Below are 16,330 nucleotides of genomic sequence, written 5' to 3'. Positions count from 1 at the left end.
GGGTCCGCCTCCGGGCATGGAACTCATCTCCACCACCTCCACCGGCATGCGAAGGATTTCCACTCACAGTAGATGCGACCGGATTTGATGTCCACCCCGAGTAGACATCGAGCTGATACCATTACGCCCTGTGTCGCACACGGGCCTGGTGAACGGGGTGTTCGCCGCCTCGGGCGCGGTCCTGCTGACGTCCGCGATCCTCAGCGCCCGTGGCGGCGCGGCGCGGATGCCCGGCCGCATCGCGCTGACCGCGTCGCTGGGCACGCTCGGCGTGTCGTTCCTGGTCCAGTCGCCGGCGGCGCGCAGCGTACAGAACGAGGTCGTCACCAACCTCGGCCAACTCACCGGCAACGGCACGACCCTGGTCGCCGCCTACGCCCTCCAGGTCATGGTGCTGCACATCCTGTACGAACGCGCCACCGCCAGCACCCACGCACGGCGCTGGCTGGCCGCGCTCCTGCTCGCGCTCGCCGCCATGACCGGCCTGTTCCTCGCCACACCGACCGCACCGGACAGGTTCACGTCGCCGGACGCTCCCGGCGGCGTGGTCGCCTACTACCTGATCTTCGCGGGCTATCTCGGCGCCATCGTCACGAGCCTGTTCCTGCTGATCGGCCGGTACGCCATGCGCACCTCCGACCGGTGGTTGCGGATCAGCCTGCAGCTGCAGCGGTGGGCCTGCGTGACCGGCATGATCTATCTCGTCGGGCGGATCGGGGCGCTGCTGATCGGCCGGCTGGGCATCGACGTGGGCAGCGACGACCGCTTCGGCCTGGTCGAGTTCGTCGTCGCCGCCGTGGTTCCGGCCATCGGCGTGGCGCTGCTGACGGGCGGCATCGTGGTGCGGTCCGGTGGCCGATGGTGGCAGTACCGGCGTACCCACCGGCGGTTGCGTCCGCTGTGGGAGGCCGCGCGCGAAGCTCGCCCGCACGCCGTGCTGCCGGTCGCCCGCGGCCCGGGCGGCACCCGGCTGCGCCTCTATCGCCGGGTCATCGAGATCCAGGACGCGCAACTGGTTGTGGAACAGCGGGTCGGCGCGGCGCTTCGACGCGAGATCGACCACGCCGTCGACGACGCCGGGCTGACCGGCGAGGTCGCCCGCGCGGTTCGGGACGCCGCCCTCTTCGCCGCCGGACTGGCGGCGCTGCGCGAGGACAGTGGACCAACCGGTGAGCACCGGAAACCAGCCGGCGAGGACCGTGGACCAGCCGGCGGCGGCGGCGTCGTGACCGCGCCCGCCGACGGGAACCTGGACCTCGCCGCGGTCGTGCGCCGGCTCGAACGCGTCAGCGACGCCTACGCGAGATCCCCGATCGTCGGTCGCTTCGCCGCCGCCACCGCCGATCCGGCCCGCCCCTGACGCTCGGCCCGCCGCCTCAGCGGTCCAGCGTCCGCTCCATCCGCTCGACCACCACGCCGACGCGTCCACCCAGCGGCACCCGTGGCCCGCTGCCGAGCGAGCGGTGCATGATCAGCGACGCGATCAGCTCGGCCTCCTGCTCGGGCACATCGCCGTACGCGCAGCGGCCCAGCACCGAGCGCACCATCGCCGGATCCAGGTCCGGCAGCAGATCGGCGAATCCGGCTGCCGGCCGGTCCGGACCGGCCGCGTGTGCGGCGAGCATGTGCCCCACCTCGTGCAGCACGATGTGATCCCGATGGTTTCGCGGCGCGTCCACCGGGAAGGCGACGATGTCCTGGTCGGGCAGGGCCAGCCACAGGCCGCAGGTCCCCACCGGCAGTTCGGCGACGGTCAGCGGGAACAGCGAGATCGGCCGGCCGCCCCGATGCCGGCTCCACCGGTCGAGGAACTCCTCCAAGTGGAACGGCACCGGTAGGCCCACCGTCCGGTCCAGCTGACGCACCAGGCGAGCGCACCGTCGCAGCACCGCGCCCCGGCCCGCTCGTCGAATGCGCACGTCAACTCCAGCCGCTCAGCACCCCGCGACGGTCCGACCGCCCGTGCTGCCGTTGGTGTTCCCTGCCCGTCCACCGTAGAGGGCCGTGATCCCGGCCACAAGCATCAGGGCGTGTCACGGGTGAGGCGTACCGCGTCGGCGACGAGGTGGCCGCCGGCCGGCGCCCAGCGGCTCACGCCGACCACCGGGTACCGGCCGGCGGCGAGCGTGAACACCCCCAGCTCCCGCCACCGGCCACCGTCGCGGCGCTGGTCGAGCACCCGCGACACCAGGCCGGTCGCCGTCCGGATCAGATGCGGCGCGGCCGGGTGGTAGCCGGGCGCGGCCGGATGCCACACCTCGACCCGGTAACCGGCGGTGACCGGCACGGTCACCGTGAACCAGGCCGGGTCGCTGACCGCCTGCGGGTCGGCGAACCGGTAGTCGGCACCGTAGCGGCCGGCGGAATAGCTCGACGTTCCCCAACTGCCGCTGGCGGTGAGGCCGCCGGCGGTCGCGTTGTCCACGATCACACAGAACCTGTCGTCGTCCGCGAGTAGCACCCGCGCCGGACCGGGCGGGCTCTCCCGGTGCCGGCGGTCCAACGCGGTGACCAGATAGGTGTACGCGGTGCCGGCCGCCGCCGTGGCATCGGCGTACGAACCGCCCGGCCCGGTGGCCCGCACCGTGGCCAGCAGGTGCCGGGCGTCGGCCAGGACGCACTCCTCGGCGGCGTCGGTGCCGGTGAGCCGGTACACGGCGTAGCCGACCGGGGTGCCGCCGGCGGCTGCCAGCCAGTCCAGCCGTACGCCGGTCGGGGCGCGCACGGCGGCGGTGACCGCCGGCGGTGCGGGCGGGGCGTCGGCGCTCGGATCGGCGGCCTGCCCGCCCGCGACGGGCAGCAGCGCTGGGCGCCGGTAGTGCTCGGCGACCAGCCGGCTGATCGCGCCGAGCCGGTCGGCGCGCACGTCGGCGGCGCGGAAGAGCAGGTCACCGTGGACCGCCGGGTAGGTCCGGTTGAGCTGCAGGTGGCGGCTCAGCTCCACCGGGTCCTGCCAGGCCGGGTCCTGGCCAACGACGCCGATCCGGTACGCGGACTGACCGACCAGCAGGTGCACGCCGGTGCCGTCGACCGTCGCCGACCACCAGCGGACCAGTTCGGCGTAGTCGGCGGCCGGATGACCGAGGTGCCAGTACAGCTGCGGGGCGACGTAGTCGAGCCACCGCCGCCGGACCCAGCCGCGGGTGTCGGCGTGCAGCGCGTCGTAGGACTGCAGCCCGGTGGTGGCCGAGCCGAGCGGGTCGGTGCCGGCGTTGCGCCAGATGCCGAACGGGCTGATGCCGAACCGTACCCAGGGCTTGGCCGCCCGCAGCCGCTGGCCCAACTGCTCGACGAGCAGATCCACGTTGTGCCGCCGCCACTCCTCGACGCCGCCGAACCCGGTGCCGTGACGCGCGTACGTGTCCTGGTCGGGGACAACCAGCCCGTCCACCGGGTACGGGTAGAAGTAGTCGTCGAAGTGCACCGCGTCGACGTCGTACCGGGTGACCGCGTCGAGGATGGCGTCCTGCACGAACCGGCGGACGTCCGGCAGACCCGGGTCGTAGTAGAGGCCGCCGGCGTAGGGGAGTACCCAGCCGGGGTTGCGTCGCGCCGGATGGCTGTCGGCCAGCCGGGCCGGATCCGGGTGGCTGGCGACCCGGTACGGGTTGAACCAGGCGTGCAGCTCCAGGTTACGTGCGTGTGCCTCGTCGACCAGGAAGCCGAGCGGGTCGTAGCCGGGGTCACCGCCCTGGCGCCCGGTGAGCACCGCCGACCATGGCTCGTACGCCGACGGCCACAGCGCGTCGGCGCTCGGCCGCACCTGCACCACGACGGCGTTCATGTGCAGCTGCCCGGCCAGGTCCAGCCAGCCGCGCGCCTCGGCCTGCTGGGCGGCCGGGGTGAGCCCTGGACGGCTGGGCCAGTCCAGGTTGGCCGCCGTCGCGATCCACATGCCGCGGAACTGCCGTTTCGGCATGGCAGGATCGGTCGGGCAGGGCACATCGTTCATGACCGACATGGTGGGCATGCCGGTCATCAACGAGCTAGCCGTGATCCGACACGGTGCCGTGGCACCGGTTCGCCGGAGCTCAACCCAGCAGGCCGAGCAGGTGGGTGATCTGCGCCGACCGGGACCGGTCGAGCTGGTCGGCGAACTGCCGGACCTGCGGGTTCACTCCGGTGTCCCGCACGGTGCGGGCGAGTTCGACCGCGTAGTGCTGGTGGGCGATGAGGATGTTGACGAACGTACGGTCGAACTCGTCGGGCGCGGCGTCGGCGAGCAGCGCCACGTCGGCGGCGGTGGTGCCGTGCGCCACGTCGTGCCCGCCGTGCGGGTCGGCCGAGCCGTCCCCGGCTGGCCCGTCGCCGGTCGACCCGTTGGCTGGCCCGTCGCCGGCCGGACCGTCGTTGCCGGACGAGCCGATCGGCGGTATCACCGGCTGCCCCCAGCCGATGAGCCAGCCGGTCATCGTCTCCGTCTCGCCGGCCTGCGTCACCGCCACGGCGGCGGCCAGCATGCGCAGCTGTGGATCGCTGGCCCGCTCGGCGGCGATCCGGGTCAGTTCGGCGGCCGCCGCGTGCTGGGTGAGGGTCTGCCGCAGGAACGTGACGTCGGCGTCGTTGAATTCGTCGGCGTCGGTGAACTCGTCAGCGGTCGGCGGGACCCCGGCCGCTGACGAGCCGGTGGCCTGGGCACCGGGTCCCGGCCCGGTCCCCGCACCGATGGCATCACCGGTCGCGGCGGCGCCGCAGCCGCTGACGGCCAGCAGGGCGACGGCCAGCAGGGCGACGGCCAGCAGGGTGCCCATGCCGGTGGCGGCGAGACCCCGGCGGGTCGGCATGGGCACCGGTGCGCCGGTCAGAGCCGTTGCCACAGCGCCGGTACGTTCGGGGGTTCCCAGCCGACGAGGGCGGTGTGTGCCTGGCGGCAGCGGTAGCTGGCGCCACCGTAAGTGACCGTCGCCCCGACCTGGTAGGTGGTGCCCGGCGTCCAGGTGCCGCCGGGCTGGCCGGGCGGGCTGGTCGGGGCGGGCGTGGTCGGTGGCGCGGTGGTCGGTGGGGGAGGCGGGGCGGTGGTCGGCGCCGGGCCGCCTCCGCCGCCGATCTGCACGTCCACGCACGAGTAGAACGCGTTCGCGGTGTCCGCGATGTTCCAGATGGCCAGGACGGTCTGCCGGCCGCTGCGGCCACCGAGGTTGACCTGGTGCGAGACGGTGGCGTTCGGTTGCCGGCCGCCGTCGTCGAACACCGCGATCCGGCTGCCGCCGATGTAGTACTCCCAGGTGCTGGTCGAGTGCCGGGCGGTCAGCGTCCAGGTGAAGGTGACCGAGTTGCCGACCTGGGTCGTCGGCCAGTTGACGCTGGTGTCGTTGAGGATGGCGAACCGAGCCACCCCGCCGTGGCAGGTGCGCTGGCCCTTGGGCCCTTCGACGCTCTGGGGCTCCCAGACGATGGCGCCGCAGTCGGCCGGGACCCGGCCCTGCGCGCACATTGCCTGTCTGCTGGCTGGGTAGGAGATGTAGCCGTGGGCCTGGGCGGGGGTGGCGACCAGCAGGGTGCCGAGCACGGCGCCGGCCGACAACAGGGACAGGGTGATCCGTCGTCGCATGAGGGTCTCCGGGCAGGTGAGATCGGAAGGTGCGGGTCCGGCCGGGCCACCGCAGCTAATGTAAGGATTATTAACTGTAAACTCAGTTAATCAAGACTTTCAATAGCTGCGCCGGGTCCGGCGCGCCGCCGCCCAGGTAGGACCGACCCACGTAGGAACGACCCGGGCGGGTCAGCCCACGGTCCGGCCGTGCCCGTCCGGCCGTGTGCACGGCCACCCCGGATCGGCCCCGCCCCAGGTAGAGCAGCGCGCCGGGGGACAGCTCCACCCCGTCGGTCAGCGCCCGCTCCGGCAGCGCCACCCACAACTGCAGCCCGTGTATCACCGGCGGATGCTGCGGCGGGATCTGCATCCCCGGCCGGCCGGCGACGTCGTCCGGGCCGAAATCGCCGACGAAGCACCACGCGCCGACCATCCGCCGGGGCCGGCGCACCGTCGTGTACCGGCCCAACGGCACGTCGTGTCCGGGCAGCAGCACGCTGTCCGGCTCGACCCCGGTGGCGACGGCCCCGCCGTACCGGGTGCTGCGCGGTGCCGGGGTGCCCATGCCGGCGACTGTACGCCCGGTGCTCAGCCGGTGCGGTCCTCCAGATCGCCCTCGGTGCGCAGGAACACCTCCCGCAGCCCGTCCAGGGTCGCCGGATCCGGGTACTCCCACAGCTTGCGGTCGGCCGCCTCCAGCAGCCGCTCGGTGATGCCGTGCAGCGCCCACGGGTTCGACTCGGTCAGGAACCGCTGGTTGACCTCGTCGAGCACGTACGTCTGGGCCAGCTGGTCGTACATCCAGTCGGCCACCACCCCGGCGGTGGCGTCGTAGCCGAACAGGTAGTCGACGGTCGCGGCCAGTTCGAACGCGCCCTTGTAGCCGTGCCGGCGCATCGCCGCGAGCCAGCGCGGGTTCACCACCCGGGCGCGGAAGATCCGGGCGGTCTCCTCGTGCAGCGCCCGGGTGCGCACCGCCTCCGGTCGGGTGCTGTCGCCGACGTACGCCGCCGGGGCCGACCCGGTCAGTGCCCGGACCGTGGCGATCATGCCGCCGTGGTACTGGAAGTAGTCGTCGGAGTCGGCGATGTCGTGCTCGCGGGTGTCGATGTTCTTGGCGGCCACCGCGATCCGCCGGTACGCCGACTCCATCTGCTCGCGGGCCGGCGCGCCGTCGAGGTCGCGGCCGTAGGCGTAGCCGCCCCACACCGCGTACACCTCCGCCAGGTCGGCGTCGTCGCGCCAGCTGCGGCTGTCGATCAGCTGCAGCAACCCGGTGCCGTAGGTGCCGGGCCTGGATCCGAAGATGCGCATGGTGGCCCGCCGCCGGTCGCCGTGCTCGGCCAGGTCGGCGCGGGCGTGCGCGGCGACGAAGTTCACCTCGTCGGGCTCGTCGAGCGCCGCCACCATCCGCACCGCGTCGTCGAGCAGCGCCACCACGTGCGGGAACGCGTCGCGGAAGAAGCCACTGATCCGCACCGTCACGTCGATGCGGGGCCGGCCCAGTTCGCCGGCGGGAATCACCGCGACGCCGGTCACCCGCCGCGACGCCTCGTCCCACCGCGGCCGCACGCCGAGCAGCGCCAGGACTTCGGCGATGTCGTCACCGGCGGTGCGCATCGCGGAGGTGCCCCAGACGCTCAACCCGACCGAGCGCGGCCAGTCGCCGGTGTCGGCCCGATAACGGGCCAGCAGCGAATCGGCCATCGCCTGCCCGGTCTCCCAGGCCAGCCGGCTCGGCACCGCCTTGGGATCCACCGAGTAGAAGTTGCGCCCGGTGGGCAGCACGTTGATCAGCCCGCGCAGCGGCGACCCGCTCGGACCGGCCGGCACGTACCCGCCGGCCAGCGCGTGCCGGACGTTGGCCAGCTCGTCGCTGGTGCGGGCCAGCCGGGGCACGATCTCGGTCGCCGCGAAGGTCAGGATCCGGGTGACCAGCGCGGCCCGCCCGTCGTCGCCACCGAGCACACGCGTGGCGACCTCGGCGCCGGCCTCCGGCCGCCAGCCGTCGTCCTCCATCGCCGTGACCAGCTGTCGGGCGGTGGCCTCGGCGGCGTCGGTGCCGTCCCGGTCGGATCCGGTCTCGTCGAGGCCGAGCGCCTCACGCAGGCCGGGCAGCGCGGCGACCTGGCCGGCCCACATCTGCCGGGCGCGCAGCATCGCCAGCACCAGGTCGACGCGGGCCTCGCCGCGCGGGGCGGCGCCGAGCACGTGCAGCCCGTCGCGGATCTGCACGTCCTTGACCTGGCACAGCCAGCCGTCGACATGCAGCAGGAAGTCGTCGAACTCGGCGTCGTGCGGCCGGTCGGCCAGTCCGAGGTCGTGGTCGAGCCGGGCGGCCTGGATCAGGGTCCAGATCTGTGCCCGGATCGCCGGCAGCTTCGCCGGGTCCATCGCGGCGATGCTGGCGTGCTCGTCGAGCAGTTGCTCCAGCCGGGCGATGTCGCCGTAGCTGTCGGCCCGGGCCATCGGCGGGATCAGATGGTCGATCAGGGTGGCGTGCGCCCGCCGCTTGGCCTGGGTGCCTTCGCCGGGGTCGTTGACCAGGAACGGGTAGACGAGCGGCAGGTCGCCCAGGGCGGCGTCCGGGCCGCAGGCCGCGCTCAGCCCGACCGTCTTGCCGGGCAGCCACTCCAGGTTGCCGTGCTTGCCGACGTGGACCACCGCGTGCGCCCCGAACCCGTGCGCCAACCAGCGGTAGGCGGCCAGGTAGTGGTGGCTGGGCGGCAGGTCCGGGTCGTGATAGATGGCCACCGGGTTGGCGCCGAACCCGCGCGGCGGCTGCACCATCAGCACGACGTTGCCGGCCCGCAGCGCGGCCAGCACGATCTCCCCGTCCCGGTGGCGGGAGCGGTCCACGTACAGCTCGCCCGGTGGCGGGCCCCAGTGCCGCTGCACCTGTGCGCGCAGCTCAGCGGGAAACTCGGCGTACCAGCGGCGGTACTCGGCGGCCGGCACCCGGACCGGGTTGCCGGCCAACTGTTCCTCGGTGAGCCAGTCCGGGTCCTGCCCGCCGGCGGCGATCAGTGCGTGCATCAGCGCGTCGCTGTCGCCGTCGACCAGCCCCGGCAGAGCGTGCGGGCCATCGGTCGGGCCGACGTCGTAGCCGTCGTCGCGCAGTGTCCGCAGCAGCGCGAGCACGCTGGCCGGAGTGTCCAACCCGACCGCGTTGCCGATCCGGGCGTGCTTGGTCGGGTACGCCGACAGCAGCACCGCGATCCGCTTGGCCGCTGGCGGGACGTGGCGCAGCGTGGCGTGCCGGACCGCGACGCCGGCCACCCGGGCGGCCCGCTCCGGGTCGGCGACATAGACCGACAGCCCGTCGGCGTCGATCTCCTTGAACGAGAACGGCACGGTGATCAGCCGTCCGTCGAATTCGGGGATGGCGACCTGGGTCGCCGCGTCCAGCGGGGACAGCCCCTCGTCGGTGGCCGCCCAGCCGGCCCGGGAGCCGGTCAGGCACAGACCCTGCAGGATCGGCACGTCCAGCTCGGCGAGCGCGCCGACGTCCCAGGCGTCGTCGTCACCGCCGGCACCGGCGCTCGCCGGGCGGGTCCCGCCGGCCGCGAGGACCGTGACGACCAGCGCGTCGGCGCGACGTAGCGTGGTCAGCAGCTCCGGATCGGGAGTCCGCAGCGAGGCGCAGTAGACGGGCAGCGCGTGGGCACCGGCCTGCTCGATCGCGGTGCACAGTGCCTCGACGAACCCGGTGTTGCCGGCCAGATGGTGTGCCCGGTAGTAGAGCACCGCGACGGTCGGGCGTTCCGCGTCGGCGGCTGCCGCGGGCCGCTGCAGCACGCCCCAGGCCGGAGCCGGAGCCGGTGCGGCGAAGCCGTGCCCGGTGAGCAGGACCGTGTCGGACAGAAAACGGTGCAGCTCGGCCAGGTTGGCCGGACCGCCGTGGGCCAGGTAGGCGTGCGCCTCGGCGGCGACGCCGGCCGGGACGGTGGACAGCTCCATCAGCGCGGCGTCCGGTGCCTGCTCGCCGCTGAGCACCACCACCGGTGTCGGCCCGGCGAGCAACGTGTCCAGGCCCTCGGCGAAGGCCCGCCGCCCGCCGAGCAGCCGGACCACGACGAGGCCGACGCCGCAGAGCAGGCCGGGCAGGTCGTCGAGATCGAGCCGGGCGGGGTTGGCCAGTCGCCAATCGGCGCCGCTGGCCCGCCCACTCAGCAAGTCGGTATCCGAAGTGGACAGCAAAAGCATCATCGGACGCCCGGTCCTCCCTCGGGGTCCGCGCCCCGGGTCGTCGGTCGTGGCGGCCGGAGTCTCCTGGCTCCCGGATCGACGCTCGCCCCGGCCTTCCCGCCCGCATGATCGCGGGCCGTGGCCGTGGATGGGGTCCGCTTCTCGGTGACAGTGGCGGGACCGCGCCGGACTCACACCGGCTTCCTCCACTCGCCGCCGCACATGGCTACCGACCACTGTCCTGACTCACCGACGCGGCGTCAAGATGTGATCTGACCGCCGTGACGGCGTCGTCACCCCGGGCGGCCCGTAGTATCCGCCGCGTGCCACCGTCACCGCCGTCGCGCCGCGACCTCGCCGTCGGACCGGGCCGCAGCGGACCGGACGCCTGCCCCGGCGCGCTGCAACTGCACCAGGCCGCCGACGGGGCACTGGCCCGGATCCGCTGCCCCGGCGGGCTGCTGACCGCCGCCCAGCTCACCGCACTCACCGAGGCCGCCGGCAGCACCGGCGCCGGGTACCTGGAGCTGACCAGCCGGGCCAACGTACAGCTGCGTGGCCTGTCCGCCGATGCCGCGCGGCTGCTCGTCCCCCGGCTGACCGCGGCCGGCCTGCTGCCGTCGGTCAGCCACGAACGGGTCCGTAACATCGTCGGCTCCCCGCTGTGCGGCGTCGACGCGGTTTCCGTGTGGGACGTACCGGCACAGGTGCGCGCCCTCGACGCGGCGGTCTGTGCCGATCCGCGGCTCGCCCGGCTGTCCGGGCGGTTTCTGTTCGCCGTGGACGACGGACGCGGCGACACCGCCGCCGCCCGACCCGACATCGCCCTGCTGCCCGACGAGTCAGGGCAGGTCACCGTCCTGTTGGCCGGTGCCGACCACGGCGTACGGACCGGTCGGGACACTGCGGTTGCGCTGGCCGTCGCCGCCGCGAACGCCTTCCTCGACGAACAGGTCGGCAGCCAGGACGGCAGCGACGTGGCCGCTTGGCGGCTGGCCGACCTGGCGGAGCCCGTGCTGCGCCGGGTCGGCACCCGCCTCGCCGCCCATCCGGCGGCCCGCCCGACCGGTTCGGACCAGCGCCAGCGTCACCGGTCCGGACCGGGACGGTCGACCGACATGTCGGCCAGGGCCGCGGCCGGCGTTCTGGCCCGGCCCGACGGCGGCTACGGGCTGGCCGTGGTCGTGCCGCTGGGCCGGCTGCGCGTCGAACAGGCCGAGCTGCTGGCCGCCGCCGCTGGCGACAATGGTGGTGCTGGCCACGGTGACCTGCGGCTGACCCCGTGGCGCGCGGTGGTGCTGCCCCGGGTCGCCGACGCCACCGGCTGGGCGCGGCGGCTCGACGCGGCCGGTCTGGTCACCGAACCCGACTCGCCCTGGCTCGGCGTCACCTGCTGCGCCGGCCGGCCGGGCTGCGCCCGCTCGCGGGCCGACGTACGGGCCGACGCCACGGCCGTGCACGCGGCACCGGTCGGGCCCGCGGCACCGGCCGGGCACGCCGGCCGGCTGCCGGTGCACTGGATCGGCTGTGAACGCGGTTGCGGTACTCCCGGCGGTGCGGTGGTGCGGGTCCTCGCCACCGGCGACGGCTACCAGGTCACGACACCTGGTCGGCCCGTGGCGCGGACCGCACCGGGGGCCGGTCTGATCGCCGCCGTGCATACCGCCCGGGAGGCGCCGTGACGGACTACCTCCGCGACGGCGCGGAGATCTACCGGCGCTCGTTCGCCACCATCCGGGCCGAAGCCGACCTGTCCCGCTTCTCCACCGAACAGGCCGGGGTCGCGGTCCGTATGATCCACGCCTGCGGGATGGTGGATCTCGTGGACGACCTGGTCTTCTCTCCGGCGGTGGTGCACGCGGCCCGGACCGCGTTGGCCGCCGGCGCCCCGGTGCTCTGCGACGCCAACATGGTCGCGGCCGGCATCATCCGCCACCGGTTGCCGGCCAACAATCCGGTGCTGTGCACGCTCGCCGACCCCCGGGTGCCCGAACTCGCCCGGCGGCTGGGCACCACCCGCAGCGCCGCCGCCGTGGACCTGTGGGGCGAGCGGCTGACCGGTGCGGTCGTCGCGGTCGGCAACGCGCCGACCGCGCTGTTCCGCCTGCTCGAACTGATTGAGGCCGGGGCGGGGCGGCCGGCCGCGGTGCTCGGCCTGCCGGTCGGCTTCATCGGCGCCGCCGAGTCCAAGCAGGCGCTCGCCGGGCATCCCAGCGGACTCGACCATCTGGTGGTGCGTGGGCGGCGCGGCGGTAGCGCGCTGGCGGCGGCCGCGGTCAACGCGATCGCCAGCGACGACGAGGGACGGGGGCGGCGGTGAACACAGCGGCGACGAGCACAGCGGCGCCCGGCACCGGGCGGCTGTACGGCGTCGGCGTCGGTCCGGGCGATCCGGAACTCGTCACGGTCAAGGCCGCCCGGCTGATCACCGAAGCCGACGTCGTCGTCTACCACAGCGCCCGGCACGGTCGCAGCGTCGCCCGTACGATCGCCGAACCGTACCTGCGGGCCGGGCAGGTCGAAGAGCCGCTGATCTACCCGGTGACCACCGAACCGGTCCCCGGCGACGAGGGCTACCGACCGGTGATGGAGCAGTTCTACGCCGACTGCGCGGCCCGGCTCGCCGCCCACCTCGACGCCGGCCGGTCGGTGGTGGTGCTCGCCGAGGGCGACCCGCTCTTCTACGGCTCCTACATGCACCTGCACAAGCGGCTCGCCGACCGCTACCCGACCGAGGTGGTGCCCGGGGTCACGTCCATGAGCGGTGCCGCCGCCGCGCTGGGCCGGCCGCTGGTCGAGGCCGACGAGGTGCTCACCGTGCTGCCCGGCACGCTGCCCGCCGACCAGCTGTCCCGCCGGCTCGCCGACACCGACGCGGCCGTCGTACTCAAGCTCGGCCGCACCTTTCCGGCCGTGCGTGACGCGCTCGCCGCCGCCGGGCGCCTCGACGACGCCTGGTACGTGGAACGGGCCAGCACGGGAGCCGAACGGGTCGCGCCGCTCGCCGGGGTGGTACCCGACACCGTGCCGTACTTCTCCCTGGCGCTGCTGGCCAGCCGGATCGGTACGGCACCGGCACCGGTGCCGGCCGCGCGCCATGACCCGCGTGGCCCGGGTCAGGTGGTGCTCGTCGGGCTCGGTCCGGCCGGCCGGGACTGGCTCACCCCGCAGGCGCAGGCCGCGCTCGCCGCCGCCGACGACCTGGTCGGGTACGGCCCGTACCTGGACCGGGTGGCACCCAATCCGAGGCAGCGGCGGCACCCGTCCGACAACCGGGCCGAGGCGCAACGGGCCGCCCACGCCCTGGACCTGGCCGCCGCCGGCGCCCGGGTGGCGGTGGTCTCGTCCGGCGATCCGGGGGTGTTCGCGATGGCCACCGCCGTGCTGGAGGCCGCGACCGAACCGCGGTGGCGGCACGTGCCGGTGCGGGTGCTGCCCGGGGTGACCGCCGCGCAGGCGGTGGCCAGCCGGGCCGGGGCGCCGCTCGGGCACGACCACTGCGTGCTGTCCCTGTCGGACCGGCTCAAGCCGTGGCCGGTGATCGAGCGGCGGCTGCTCGCCGCGGCCCGGGCCGATCTGGTCATCGCCATCTACAACCCGGCGTCGCGTACCCGGACCTGGCAGCTGGCCAAGGCACGGGAGCTGCTGTTGGAACACCGGGCGGCGCACACTCCGGTGGTCGTCGGCCGCGACGTCGGCGGCCCCGCCGAGCGGCTGGACGTGGTGGAGTTGGCGAAACTCGATCCGGCCCGGGTCGACATGCGTACGCTGCTGATCGTCGGTTCGTCGACGACCACGATGGTGCCGGGTGCAAACGGCGGCCCGCCGACGGTGTTCACTCCACGGCGCTACCCGCTCTGAGCCGGGCGAGCCAGTGGAGCGCGGCCTCCTCGGTGGCGACCGTGGCGACCGAGGTGGGCGCCGGCGACCGGTCGACCATCAGCACCGGCAGACCCAGCCGGCGGGCGGCGACCAACTTCGCCGCCGTCTGCCGCCCGCCGCTGTCCTTGGTGACCAGGACGTCGATGCGGTGCGTGCGCAGCAGGGCCAGCTCGCCGTCGACGGTGTACGGTCCCCGGTCCAGCAGCAGCACCCGGTCGGCCGGCAGTGGCGCCGCCGCCGGGTCGATCGTGCGGATCAGGAAGAACAGCCCGTCCAGGTGAGCGAAGGCGGCCAGGCTCTGCCGGCCGGTGGTCAGCATCACCCGCCGACCCAGCCCGGGCAGGGCCGCCGCGGCGGTGGCCAGGTCCGCCACCCGGTGCCAGTCGTCGCCCGGCCCGGCGAGCCAGCCGGGACGGCGCAGCACCAGCAGCGGCACCGCCACGTCGGCGCAGGCGGTGAGCGCGGACGCGGAGATCCGGGTAGCGAACGGGTGGGTGGCGTCGACCACCGTGTCGATCCGCTCGGCACGCAGCCAGCGGGCGAGTCCGACCGGCCCGCCGAAGCCGCCGATCCGGGTCTCGCCGGCGGGCAGCCGGGGTCGGGCGACCCGCCCGGCGAGCGAGGTGACCACCCGCCCGCCGGGCGCGGCGGCCAGCCCGGTGGCGAGCGTACCGGCCAGGGCACGTGCCTCGCCGGTACCGCCGAGGATCAGCACCCGCAGTCCGGCCGGGGTGTTCACGGCCGGTACCGGTCGGTGGAGTAGAGGTGGCTGTCCGGGAAACCGGCCGCACCGAGCACCGCGCCGACGATGATCACGGCGGTCCGCACGATGCCGGCGGTGTGCACCTGCTCGGCGATGTCGCCCAGGGTGCCGCGCAGCACCAGCTCGTCGGGGCGGCTGGCCCGGGCCACCACCGCCGCCGGGCAGCCGGGCCCGTAGTGCGGGATCAGGTCGGCCACCACGGCGTCGACACGCTGCACCGCGAGGTGCAGCACCAGCGTCGCCCGACTGGCGCCGAGCGTGGCCAGATCCTCGCCCGGCGGCATCGGGGTCGAACGCGCCGACACCCGGGTGAGGATCACGCTCTGCCCGACCTGCGGGACGGTCAGTTCGCGGCCGAGTGCCGCCGCGGCGGCGGCGAACGCCGGGACCCCGGGCACGATCTGGTACGGCACCCCGGCCGCGTCGAGGTGGCGGATCTGTTCGGCGATCGCGCTCAACACCGACGGGTCGCCCGAGTGCAGCCTGGCCACGTCCAGCCCGGCGCCGTGCGCGGCGAGCATCTCCGCGACGATCTCGTCGAGGGCCAGCCGGGCGGTGTCGACCAGCCGTACCCCGGGCGGGCAGTGGGCCAACAGCTCCGGCGGCACCAGGCTGCCCGCGTACAGGCAGACCGGGCTGGCGGCGAGCACGTCGCGACCGCGTACGGTGATCAGGTCGGCGGCGCCGGGTCCGGCGCCCACGAAGCGGACGGTCACCGGCGGTGCACCACCCACTGGGTGACCGGCATCATCGGACGCCACCCGGTGAACCCGCCGACCGGGGCGGCCCGGCTGATGGTGATCCGGGTCAGCTCGCCGCCGAAGCGGGCGTGCCAGCCGGCGAGCACCGCCTCTGATTCCACGGTCACCGCGTTGACCACCAGCCGCCCGCCGGGGCGCAGCGCGGCCCACACGAGATCGACCAGCCCGTCGGCCGTCACCCCGCCGCCGACGAAGACCGCGTCGGGCGGGTCGAGCCCGGCGAGTGCGCCCGGTGCGGTGCCGGTCACCACCTGTACGCCCGGTACACCGAGCGCGGCGGCGTTGACGGCGATGCGTTGTGCCCGTCGCGGGTGCTTCTCCACGGCTATCGCCCGGCACTGCGGATGGGTACGCGCCCACTCGATCGCGATGCTGCCCGAACCGGCGCCGACGTCCCACAACAGTTGACCGGGCAGCGGCCCGAGCCGGGCCAGGGTGATCGCCCGTACCTCGCGCTTGGTGAGTTGACCGTCGTGCTGGTACGCGTCGTCGGGCAGGCCGGGCACCCGCGGTAGCGGCGCGGTGTCCTGTTCCGCCCGGCAGTGCACGGCCACCACGTTCAGCGGATCGAGCTCGGTCTCGGCCCAGTCCTGGGCGGTGGCGGTGTGCAGCCGCTCCCGCTCGCCGCCGAGCTGTTCCAGCACCATGCACGTGCTGGGGCCGAAGCCGCGTGCGGTGAGCAGCCTGGCGACCTCGCCCGGGGTGTGCGTGCCGGCGCTGAGCACCAGCAGACGCCGCTCCGGCTGGATCCATGGATGGATCAGCTGCACCGGCCGGCCGACCGCGCTGATCACGTCGACCTCCTCGATCGGCCAGCCGAGCCGGGCACAGGCCAGCGAGACCGCCGAGGGATGCGGAACCGCCCGGACCCGGTCGGCACCGAGCAGCCGGACCAGCGTGCCGCCGATGCCGAAATGCATCGGGTCGCCACTGGCCAGTACGACGACATGCTGGCCGCGATACCGGTCGAGCAGTCGCGGCAGGTGGGCCAGCAGCGGGCTCGGCCAGGCCACGGTGACCGGGGGACGCTGCGGTGCGGGGACCAGGGCGAGTTGCCGCGGACCGCCCAGCAGCACCTGCGCGCTGCGCAGGGCGGCCCGGCCGGCCCCGGACAGTCCCCGCCACCCGTCGGCGCCGATGCCGACGACGGTGACCAGGGCGGGGCCGGAGCCGCTGGCGGAGGGCATGCCGCCGACCGTATCG

General features: G+C 74.4%; 13 protein-coding genes and 1 riboswitch. Of the genes, 4 read left to right on the top strand and 9 right to left on the bottom strand.

The genetic code is table 11. From position 1 onward, the window contains the following. Positions 1-130: 130 nt before the first annotated feature. On the top strand, positions 131-1,360 hold the full coding sequence (locus ACN27F_RS02075; RefSeq protein ID WP_421430850.1) for an MAB_1171c family putative transporter: 1,230 nt from the start codon (positions 131-133) through the stop codon (positions 1,358-1,360). Positions 1,361-1,376: 16 nt separating this feature from the next. On the opposite strand, the gene ACN27F_RS02070 is transcribed toward ACN27F_RS02075, so the two are convergent. The 6 genes from ACN27F_RS02070 to cobN all read right to left on the bottom strand — a co-directional run bounded on the left by ACN27F_RS02070 (position 1,377) and on the right by cobN (position 9,742). After that, on the bottom strand, positions 1,377-1,919 hold the full coding sequence (locus tag ACN27F_RS02070; protein ID WP_421430849.1) for a hypothetical protein: 543 nt from the start codon (positions 1,917-1,919) through the stop codon (positions 1,377-1,379). Positions 1,920-2,023: 104 nt separating this feature from the next. Beyond that, positions 2,024-3,952: a family 10 glycosylhydrolase gene (locus tag ACN27F_RS02065; protein WP_421430848.1), complete on the bottom strand. Its 1,929-nt coding sequence runs from the start codon at positions 3,950-3,952 to the stop codon at positions 2,024-2,026. A 79-nt stretch (positions 3,953-4,031) separates the two neighbouring features. Then, entirely contained in the window at positions 4,032-4,817 is a 786-nt protein-coding gene (locus ACN27F_RS02060; RefSeq protein ID WP_421430847.1) for a DUF305 domain-containing protein, read from the bottom strand. Next, positions 4,802-5,551: a lytic polysaccharide monooxygenase gene (locus tag ACN27F_RS02055; RefSeq protein ID WP_421430846.1), complete on the bottom strand. Its 750-nt coding sequence runs from the start codon at positions 5,549-5,551 to the stop codon at positions 4,802-4,804. The genes ACN27F_RS02060 and ACN27F_RS02055 overlap by 16 nt, the downstream gene beginning before the upstream one ends. Before the next feature lie 82 nt (positions 5,552-5,633). Then, the gene (locus tag ACN27F_RS02050) at positions 5,634-6,098 is read right to left on the bottom strand and encodes a hypothetical protein (RefSeq protein WP_421430845.1); all 465 of its coding nucleotides are present in this window, start codon (positions 6,096-6,098) and stop codon (positions 5,634-5,636) included. Positions 6,099-6,121: 23 nt separating this feature from the next. After that, positions 6,122-9,742: a cobaltochelatase subunit CobN gene (cobN, locus tag ACN27F_RS02045; protein WP_421430844.1), complete on the bottom strand. Its 3,621-nt coding sequence runs from the start codon at positions 9,740-9,742 to the stop codon at positions 6,122-6,124. A 57-nt stretch (positions 9,743-9,799) separates the two neighbouring features. Next, positions 9,800-9,927: riboswitch (cobalamin riboswitch) on the bottom strand. A 117-nt stretch (positions 9,928-10,044) separates the two neighbouring features. On the opposite strand from cobN, the gene cobG reads away from it, so the two are divergent. From cobG to ACN27F_RS02030, 3 genes are read left to right on the top strand one after another with little or no spacing between them, the layout of a single operon-like run. Next, positions 10,045-11,403: a precorrin-3B synthase gene (cobG, locus tag ACN27F_RS02040; RefSeq protein WP_421430843.1), complete on the top strand. Its 1,359-nt coding sequence runs from the start codon at positions 10,045-10,047 to the stop codon at positions 11,401-11,403. Next, complete coding sequence (locus ACN27F_RS02035) at positions 11,400-12,041, top strand: precorrin-8X methylmutase (RefSeq protein ID WP_421430842.1); 642 nt, start codon at positions 11,400-11,402, stop codon at positions 12,039-12,041. Before cobG ends, ACN27F_RS02035 begins: the two co-directional genes overlap by 4 nt. Beyond that, positions 12,038-13,582, top strand: coding sequence for a precorrin-2 C(20)-methyltransferase (locus ACN27F_RS02030; protein WP_421430841.1), 1,545 nt, complete (start codon positions 12,038-12,040; stop codon positions 13,580-13,582). The genes ACN27F_RS02035 and ACN27F_RS02030 overlap by 4 nt, the downstream gene beginning before the upstream one ends. On the opposite strand, the gene ACN27F_RS02025 is transcribed toward ACN27F_RS02030, so the two are convergent. From ACN27F_RS02025 to cbiE, 3 genes are read right to left on the bottom strand one after another with little or no spacing between them, the layout of a single operon-like run. Further along, the gene (locus tag ACN27F_RS02025; protein ID WP_421430840.1) at positions 13,557-14,342 is read right to left on the bottom strand and encodes a cobalt-precorrin-6A reductase; all 786 of its coding nucleotides are present in this window, start codon (positions 14,340-14,342) and stop codon (positions 13,557-13,559) included. The two genes, ACN27F_RS02030 and ACN27F_RS02025, sit on opposite strands and share 26 nt — an antisense overlap. Further along, complete coding sequence (gene cobM, locus ACN27F_RS02020; RefSeq protein ID WP_421430839.1) at positions 14,339-15,082, bottom strand: precorrin-4 C(11)-methyltransferase; 744 nt, start codon at positions 15,080-15,082, stop codon at positions 14,339-14,341. Before cobM ends, ACN27F_RS02025 begins: the two co-directional genes overlap by 4 nt. After that, complete coding sequence (gene cbiE / locus ACN27F_RS02015; protein ID WP_421430838.1) at positions 15,079-16,314, bottom strand: precorrin-6y C5,15-methyltransferase (decarboxylating) subunit CbiE; 1,236 nt, start codon at positions 16,312-16,314, stop codon at positions 15,079-15,081. Before cbiE ends, cobM begins: the two co-directional genes overlap by 4 nt. Between the last annotated feature and the right edge of the window lie 16 nt (positions 16,315-16,330).

It is taken from the genome of Solwaraspora sp. WMMB335 (genome assembly GCF_049179075.1).
Classification (GTDB): Bacteria; Actinomycetota; Actinomycetes; order Mycobacteriales; family Micromonosporaceae; genus Micromonospora_E.
This window is presented reverse-complemented; position numbering and strand designations above follow the sequence as displayed.

What these genes read in the sequence shown, in the direction of transcription:
- ACN27F_RS02065 (WP_421430848.1), bottom strand. Translation starts at nt 3,952, where the DNA reads ATGAACGATGTGCCCTGCCCGACCGATCCTGCCATGCCGAAACGGCAG.
- ACN27F_RS02055 (WP_421430846.1), bottom strand. Translation starts at nt 5,551, where the DNA reads ATGCGACGACGGATCACCCTGTCCCTGTTGTCGGCCGGCGCCGTGCTC.
- ACN27F_RS02050 (WP_421430845.1), bottom strand. Translation starts at nt 6,098, where the DNA reads ATGGGCACCCCGGCACCGCGCAGCACCCGGTACGGCGGGGCCGTCGCC.
- cobN (WP_421430844.1), bottom strand. Translation starts at nt 9,742, where the DNA reads ATGATGCTTTTGCTGTCCACTTCGGATACCGACTTGCTGAGTGGGCGG.
- cbiE (WP_421430838.1), bottom strand. Translation starts at nt 16,314, where the DNA reads ATGCCCTCCGCCAGCGGCTCCGGCCCCGCCCTGGTCACCGTCGTCGGC.